The sequence below is a fragment of the Pseudomonas sp. UMAB-40 genome (assembly GCF_900095275.1).
Classification (GTDB): Bacteria; Pseudomonadota; Gammaproteobacteria; order Pseudomonadales; family Pseudomonadaceae; genus Aquipseudomonas; species Aquipseudomonas mandelii_B.
Genome location: NZ_LT607554.1, coordinates 19,684 through 27,533 on the forward strand (window position 1 = coordinate 19,684; position 7,850 = coordinate 27,533).

The window sequence follows — 7,850 nt, forward strand, 5'->3', positions numbered from 1 at the left end:
GTCATGCAGCGGGTCATCAGGGATGCGCAAGCCACACCAGAGGGGATGAGTGCGCTGCAAGCCAAAGTCGCCCTCATCCAGAAACACTTTCCGCCGACCGTCGCCAGCCTCTTCGCGATCCCGCGAATGGGCAGCGGTGACGTGCTGGAATGGTGGACCGAACTGGGTGGCCAACCCACGCCCTATGCCGACCTCAATGAGGACGCGCAGCGACGTTTGCTGGAAACCTATGAAGTGCGTCAGACGTCCCTTGGACAGCTGGCGGACGAACTGCAAAAACGCGGTCAGCCCACGGTAGCGGATGACCTGCGCAGCCTGCTCGGCACGCCCGAGCTGGACAAACTCTACAGCCTCAACGGCGAGCCGCTGGTGGTGCGCTGGAACCAGCGTCCACCCAAACCGATCGTGCCGCCGGTGGTTCCGGTGGTGCCGGTCGTACCGCCGTCGCGTCGCGGCTGGTGGATCGCGGCGGCCTTGCTGGCGCTGCTGTTGCTGCTTCTGGCGCTTTGGGCTTACTGGTGGTTCATGCACCGTGAACCCGTCGTCGTGGTTCCGCCTGTCGCGCCCGTTGTAACACCGATCGAGAAACCGGTTGAGCCGGTGCCCGAGCCTGTCGTGGAACCTGAACCCGTTCCAGAACCCGAACCGGAACCCGTGCCAGAACCGGTGCCGGTGCCGGAACCCAAACCAGTCCCGCCACCAAAACCTGTGGTCGTCGCCCCGCCACCGGCGCCGACGCTGGACAACTTCGCGTGCCGTAAAAAAGCGCCAAACGCAGAGATCCCGCAATTCGTGGTGGTGCTCGACACCTCGGGCTCGATGGATTTGAACATCAAGTCCGTGAAAGCCGATGAGGACTGGTTCTTCGGCAATGAGCTGAACAAGTACCTGGACGCGAACCGCACCATGCAGATCTTCGCCAAGCCCAGCCGCATGGACGTCGCCAAGGACTCGCTGGCCGGCATGATCAACGGGCTGGACCCGAAGATCGACACGCGCCTGATTACTTTCGCCGGCTGCGAAAGAACGCCGGACCAGGGCGTGTTCAAGTTTGGCGACCGTCAGCGGCTGATCAACGGGATTCGAGGCCTGGTGCCCAACGACGGCACACCGCTGGCCGACAGCCTGGCGCACGCCGCAAGCACCGTCGACGGGCGCAATAACGATGCCGTGATCGTGATGTTCGTCGACGGTGAGGACGGTTGCCAGAAAGACGTGTGCGCCGTGTCCCGCCAAATCGCCAGGGATCAACCGCGCCTGCGGGTCAACGTGGTGAAAATCGGCGCCGGTGGCCCGTCACGTTGCATCGCTGAAAACACCGGCGGCCGGGTTTACAGCAGCACCAATGCGGCTGAGCTGGGCAAGCAGTTGAAACTGGCGAGCAAGGAAGTGTCGAGCAATGCCAAGTGTGATTAGTCGTCTGCCCGGACAAACCCCAGTAACAACGCGGCAACTTCCATGACTTCATCCAGGGCCGCTTCGGCGGCCTTGGATGAAGGCTGCAACAACAGGTCATCGGCGTAGCCCATCGCTTGCGCAAAAATCTGCCGCGCTGCCCGCTCGGGTGAAGCGCAGCGAAACACCTCAGTGACGACACCTTGCTCGATGATCTGCGCCAGCATCGCCTGCCATTGGGTGTTGACGACCAGGTAGGCGGCAGCCAGTTCGGCGTCGTGCATCGCTTCATCCCACGCGTCCAGCCACAGCGCCCAGCCATCATCGGCGGAGGCCGGCAGGCAATCCTTCAGAAAACCCTGCAACGCCGTCAACGGTGCAACGCCGACCAGCGGTGCGCGGACTTCTTCCAGCTGCTCGTTGGCAAAACGTATGAAGGCTTCGCGTCGCAACTCCTTCCAGTCCGTGAAGTAGTGATAAACGTGACTGCGTGACAGTCCGGCGTGTTCAGCCAAATCACGGGTAGACACATCGGCGAAACCTTTGCTGCGAAACAGCTCCAGTGCGGCGGCGATGATCTGGTCTTTGCGTTCAGTGCGCGACATTTTGAAATGACCTCGTGGCGCCGGGTAGATGGACGGCGCTTGCTTCTTGAGCGGTCGCTCAAGGATACTTGAGCAGTCGCTCAATTGTAGCGTTTATCTTCCTTTTGGTGCACCCATGACAGCCGTCACCCCACGCATCCTGATCGATGAAAGCAAAAAACTCGGTCAGCAATCCGCCAGCCAGACGCTCAAGGCCATCGCCAGGGCCTATCCCGGAAAGCTGTTTTTTACGTTATCGCTGGTGGCGCTGGAGAACGCGCTGCTGTTGGCGTATCCACTGTTTGCCGGCTTCGCCGTGGACTCGATCATCCGCGGCGATGCCACCAGTGCACTGTTTTATGCACTGGTGGTGTTGGCGTTCTGGGTGGTCGGGGCGGCACGCAGGGCGGTGGATACACGCACGTTTACGCGGATCTATGCCGACCTCGCCGTGCCGGTCATCCTCAATCAGCGCCTGCAAAACCAGAGCACTTCCACATCGGCGGCGCGGGTGGTGCTGGCGCGTGAATTCGTGGATTTCTTCGAGAAACATGTGCCGACCATCGCCACGGCGCTGGTGTCGATTGTCGGCGCGGCGGTGATGCTGCTGGTGATCGAGCCGTGGATTGGCCTGGCCTGCCTGGGGGCGTTGCTGTTGTGCATGACCTTGCTCCCACGGTTCGCCCGGCGCAATCAGGAGCTGCATGAGCGGTTGAATGATCGGCTGGAGAAAGAGATCGGTCTGGTCGAGAAAGTCGGCGCTGACACGTTGCAGCGCCACTATAGAGTGCTGTCGCGGCTGCGAATCTGGCTCTCAGACCGTGAGGCAATCGCCTATCTGTTTGTAGGCTCGGTGGCGGCGGTGTTGTTTGTGATAGCCATCAGTCAGCTGGCGCTGTCGCCGGCGGTGAAGGCGGGGCATGTGTATGCGGTGATGACGTATCTGTGGACGTTTGTCAGCAGTCTGGACGAAGCGCCGTCGATGGTGGATCAGTTGGCGCGGTTGAAGGATATCGGCAAGCGGGTTGATCCGGGGCTTGGGGATAAGCTTGAGGATTAAGGTGATGCCATCGCGAGCAGACTCGCGCCCACAGGTTCAGTGGTGACCTTGTGGGAGCGAGCTTGCTCGCGATAGTTGTTACAGAGGCGACTCAACGAAACCGATCAACCTCATGGCGCAAGTCCGCCGCCAGCTTCTCCAGTTCTTTGGCAGTCACGGCCAGGTTCGACACTACTTCGCGCTGCTCGCTGTTTGCCAGTGCGATGCTTTGCAGGTTGCTGCTGAGCAAGGTCGCGGTGCTGCTCTGTTCCTGAGTCGCGGTGGTGATTGCTGCGAATTGCTGGCCCGCCGAACGGCTCTGCTCATCGATCCGCGCCAGGGCCGAGGCCACATTGGCGTTGCGTGACAAGCCTTCTTGCATCAGCACATTGCCCTGTTCCATGGTGCTGATGGCGTTGCCGGTTTCCTGCTGGATGCTTTGAATCATCCCGGAAATTTCATCAGTGGCCTGACGGGTACGCGAAGCCAGGTTACGCACCTCATCGGCGACCACCGCAAAACCACGACCCTGCTCACCGGCACGGGCCGCTTCGATGGCCGCGTTCAACGCCAGCAAGTTGGTTTGATCGGCGATCGAAGTAATCACCCCGACGATGCCGCCGATTTCCTGGGAGCGCTGACCCAAGGTATTGATCACTGTTGCCGTGCTGTTCAGCGCGCCAGCGATTTGCTCCAGCGACGAGGAAGCCTCGTCCATCGACGTACGACCGATCTGGGTTTGCTGTGCGTTTTCCTGCGCCAGACGCTGGGTGTTGCCCATGTTGTCGGCAATGTTCAGCGAGGTTGCGCTGAACTCTTCCACGGCGCCGGCCATGCTGGTGATTTCGCCCGACTGTTGCTCCATCCCTTCATAGGCACCACCGGACAGGCCGGACAACGCCTGGGCGCGGCTGTTGACTTCGCCCGAGGCCTTGCGAATGTGCTCGACCATGGTCGACAAGGCCTGGCTCATCTGGTTGAAGGCGCGGGCCAACTGACCGATTTCATCATTGCTCGACACGCTCAGGCGCACGCTCAAATCGCCGGCACCGAGGGCTTCGGCCTGACGCACCAGATCACCCAGCGGCGCAAGTTTGCTGCGCAGCAGCCAGACTGCCGAACCGACCGCAATCAACATCGCCAGCAGACTGCCGATGGCCAATTGAATGCCGACGCTCCAGGTCACGGCGCTGATTTCGGCTTTCGGCATGCTCGCCACCACCGACCACGGGCCGCCATCGAACGGCACGGCCACGCTGTAGAAGTCTTCGGACTTGTCGCTCCAGAAATCACCCTTGCCCGGCGTTTTCGCCAGATCGACGATGGCCGGGACCGCTTGATCCAGCGCTTGCACGCCGGCAATCGGCACCAACCACTTCTTCTGCTCATCGAGCAGCGCCAGCGAACCGGTCTGGCCGATACGGAAGCGTTTGAGATTCTCGAACTGTGCGTTCTGCGCGTCGGTGTAATCGAATCCTACGAACAACACGGCAATCACCTTACCGCTGCTGTCGCGTACAGGCGTGTATTGCGTCATGTAGGAGCGGTCGAACAGCAAGGCGCGACCGACATAGCTCTGTCCCGCCATCAAGCGTGCATAGGCCGGGTGAGCGTGGTCCAGCAAGGTGCCGATGGCCCGGTTGCCGTCCTGCTTGCTCAAGGACGTACTGACGCGGATGAAATCTTCGCCGCTGCGCACAAACACCGTCGCAACGCCTGCGGTCATCTGCTTGAACTCGTCCACTTCCTTGAAGTTGTTGTTCAACACTTCGCTGCCCAGGTGCAAGCCCGGGGTCTGCACACCGGCCACCGCCACCGGCTCATCCGGGTGCACGCTCAAGCCGGCGCTGAAGCGCTTCTCGAACAGACCGCTCAGGCGCTGGGTGCTTTCACGCAACGTGCCGTGAAAGGTACTCAACTGATCGGCCAGCAACCGGGCCTCACTGGCCAAGTGCTCTTCGCGGGTGGCGAGGTTGGCGGTGTCCAGCGAACGCAAGGCGAACACGGTACTGCCAGTGATGACAATCGCCAGTATCACGGCAAGCGCAAGACCAAGCTGTGAGGCGATCCGGGCACGAGGTTGAGACATGACAGCTCCTGGCCGAGTGACCGGATCATCCTGATCACGATGCACACTCGGCAAAATTCTAATAAGGGGAATTACAGGGAACCTGCACGAAGGTCCCACCTGCAGATTTTCGGCGGCAAACCTGAATACTTGAGTAAATAGCCGGGATATGGCGCAAGGCCTCTATTGCAGGGGCTCCATCGATTCAGCTCAAGCGTTCTACATCCGGTAAATCCATGGCCCGGACCTCGCCTTGCAGAAAGTCGCTGAGGCGGCGCAAACGTTCACCTCCCGGGCGGGTTTTCGGCCAGACGAGGTAATAATGCTCACCGCTGGCGACAGCCGTCGGCCACGGCAGACTCAGACGACCCTGCGCAACATCTTCCGCCACCATCAGCAAATCCCCCATGGATACGCCGTAGCCTCGGGCGGCGGCGATCATGCCCAACTCCAGCGTGTCAAACACTTGCCCACCCTTGAGCGACACCTGATCCGACAGCCCCATGCGCTCCAGCCAACTGCGCCAGTCGCGACGGTCTGGCGTTGGATGCAGCAGCTCAGCGCTGGCCAGGCGTGCGACGTCCCACGGCTGGTCCTTCAGCAGGTTCGGTGCTCCCACCGGAATCAGCTCTTCCGGAAACAGTAACGCCGCCTCCCAGTCCGGAGGGAAACGCCCGTTACTGAGGATGACGGCGCAGTCGAAGGGTTCGTGGTTGAAATCCACGGTGTCGATGTCCATCCAGGCACTGGTCAATTGCACTTCGTTGCCCGGTTGCAAGTGCCGGAAGCGACTCAGGCGCGCCAGCAGCCAGCGCATGGTCAACGTCGACGGGGCTTTCATGCGCAAGATGTCGTCTTCGGCGCGCAAGGTATTACAGGCGCGTTCGAGCGCGGTAAACCCTTCACGGATGCCCGGCAGGATCAACCGCGCCGACTCGGTCAGTTGCAGGTTGCGCCCGCTGCGGTGAAACAGTCGGCAGGCAAAATGATCTTCGAGGGTACGAATGTGTCGACTGACCGCGCTTTGGGTGATCGACAATTCTTCAGCGGCGCGGGTAAACGAGCTATGCCGCGCCGCCGCTTCGAATGCGCGCAGGGCATACAAGGGAGGAAGACGACGGGACATTGGGAAAGCTCCTATAGCGCGGTTACGCCACGTTAGCAGAAACCTGCCAGCATGAGTTTGACTCATGCCACCCATCCTTTTTATCCCTTTGTGAAAACCCCGCAGAGCGCCGAGAATCGGCTCTCTCCTGTTTACTCTGATAACCGAGGCGTGATGACCATGCAGCATCCAGCACGTACCGAACTCTGGGCCATCCTGCGGCTGGCGGGGCCGTTGATTGCCTCGCAGTTGGCGCACATGCTGATGGTCCTCACCGACACCTTGATGATGGCGCGCCTAAGTCCCGAAGCGCTGGCAGGTGGCGGCCTGGGCGCGGCGACTTACTCGTTCGTTTCCATCTTCTGCATCGGCGTGATCGCGGCGGTCGGCACCCTGGTGGCGATCCGTCAGGGCGCGGGCGATATCGTCGGCGCCGCGCGCCTGACCCAGGCCGGCTTGTGGCTGGCGTGGTTGATGGCGCTGGTGGCCGGGTTACTGCTGTGGAACCTGAAACCGGTGCTGCTGCTGTTTGGCCAGACCGAAACCAACGTCCAGGCGGCCGGGCAGTTCCTGCTGATCCTGCCGTTCGCCCTGCCCGGCTACCTGAGCTTCATGGCCCTGCGCGGTTTCACCAGTGCCATCGGCCGGGCGACCCCGGTGATGGTCATCAGCCTCGGCGGCACTGTGGCCAACTTCCTGCTCAACTACGCGTTGATTACCGGGATGTTCGGCTTGCCGAAAATGGGCCTGGTGGGCATCGGGCTGGTCACGGCGATTGTCGCCAACCTGATGGCCGTGGCGCTGGCGCTGCACATCCGTCGGCATCCGGCCTACGACGCTTATCCGCTGCGCCAGGGTTTGTCGCGGCCTAACCGCCAGTACCTGAAAGAGCTGTGGCGCCTCGGCCTGCCCATTGGCGGCACCTACGCGGTGGAAGTCGGGTTGTTTGCGTTCGCCGCGCTGTGCATGGGCACCATGGGCAGTACGCAACTGGCGGCACACCAGATCGCCCTGCAGATTGTTTCGGTGGCGTTCATGATTCCGGCGGGGCTTTCGTATGCGATCACCATGCGCATCGGCCAGCACTACGGCGCCGGGCAGTTGCTGGACGCGCGACTGGCCGGACGGGTCGGTATCGCCTTTGGCGCGGCGGCGATGCTGGGTTTTGCCATGGTCTTCTGGTTCCTGCCGAATCAGTTGATTGGCTTGTTCCTGGACCACAACGACCCGGCCTTTCGAGACGTCATCAATCTGGCCGTGAGCCTGCTGGCGGTGGCGGCGTGGTTCGAGCTGTTCGACGGCACACAAACCATCGCCATGGGTTGCATCCGCGGGCTCAAGGATGCCAAGACCACGTTCCTGGTCGGGCTGGGTTGCTATTGGCTGATCGGTGCACCGGCGGCGTGGTGGATGGCGTTCAACTTGAACTGGGGGCCGACGGGCGTCTGGTGGGGATTGGCGCTGGGGTTGGCGTGCGCGGCGGTGAGCCTGACGCTGGCGTTTGAGTGGAAGATGAAGCGGATGATTCGGCGCGAGCCGTCGTCAGGGGCCAGTTTCCAAATCGCTCAGCCAGACTGAGATCCCCTGTAGGAGCGGGCTTTGTGGCGAGGGCGCTTGCTCCCGCTGGGTCGCGCAGCGGCCCCAAAAGCATTGCGACTG

General features: G+C 61.6%; 6 protein-coding genes. 3 read left to right on the forward strand and 3 right to left on the reverse strand.

Features of this window, described 5'->3' with window-relative positions; all coding sequences use genetic code 11:
- Window positions 1-3 precede the first annotated feature (3 nt).
- Window positions 4-1,416 carry a VWA domain-containing protein gene (locus K0F88_RS06570; RefSeq protein ID WP_094470008.1) on the forward strand — a complete coding sequence of 471 codons (1,413 nt, stop codon included), beginning with the start codon at window positions 4-6 and terminating at the stop codon, window positions 1,414-1,416.
- On the opposite strand, the gene K0F88_RS06575 is transcribed toward K0F88_RS06570, so the two are convergent.
- A complete protein-coding gene (locus K0F88_RS06575) occupies window positions 1,413-2,000 on the reverse strand; it encodes a TetR/AcrR family transcriptional regulator (RefSeq protein ID WP_219094621.1) in 588 nt (195 codons plus the stop codon). The two genes, K0F88_RS06570 and K0F88_RS06575, sit on opposite strands and share 4 nt — an antisense overlap.
- 115 nt (window positions 2,001-2,115) lie before the next feature.
- On the opposite strand from K0F88_RS06575, the gene K0F88_RS06580 reads away from it, so the two are divergent.
- Window positions 2,116-3,039, forward strand: coding sequence for an ABC transporter six-transmembrane domain-containing protein (locus K0F88_RS06580; RefSeq protein WP_219094622.1), 924 nt, complete (start codon window positions 2,116-2,118; stop codon window positions 3,037-3,039).
- A 91-nt stretch (window positions 3,040-3,130) separates the two neighbouring features.
- Here the strand turns inward: K0F88_RS06580 and K0F88_RS06585 are convergent, their stop codons facing one another.
- Window positions 3,131-5,107, reverse strand: coding sequence for a methyl-accepting chemotaxis protein (locus tag K0F88_RS06585; RefSeq protein ID WP_219094623.1), 1,977 nt, complete (start codon window positions 5,105-5,107; stop codon window positions 3,131-3,133).
- A 184-nt stretch (window positions 5,108-5,291) separates the two neighbouring features.
- A complete protein-coding gene (locus K0F88_RS06590; protein ID WP_219094624.1) occupies window positions 5,292-6,212 on the reverse strand; it encodes a LysR substrate-binding domain-containing protein in 921 nt (306 codons plus the stop codon).
- A 159-nt stretch (window positions 6,213-6,371) separates the two neighbouring features.
- Between K0F88_RS06590 and K0F88_RS06595 the strand changes: the two genes are divergently transcribed.
- A complete protein-coding gene (locus K0F88_RS06595) occupies window positions 6,372-7,769 on the forward strand; it encodes a NorM family multidrug efflux MATE transporter (RefSeq protein WP_219094625.1) in 1,398 nt (465 codons plus the stop codon).
- The last annotated feature ends 81 nt before the right edge of the window (window positions 7,770-7,850 follow it).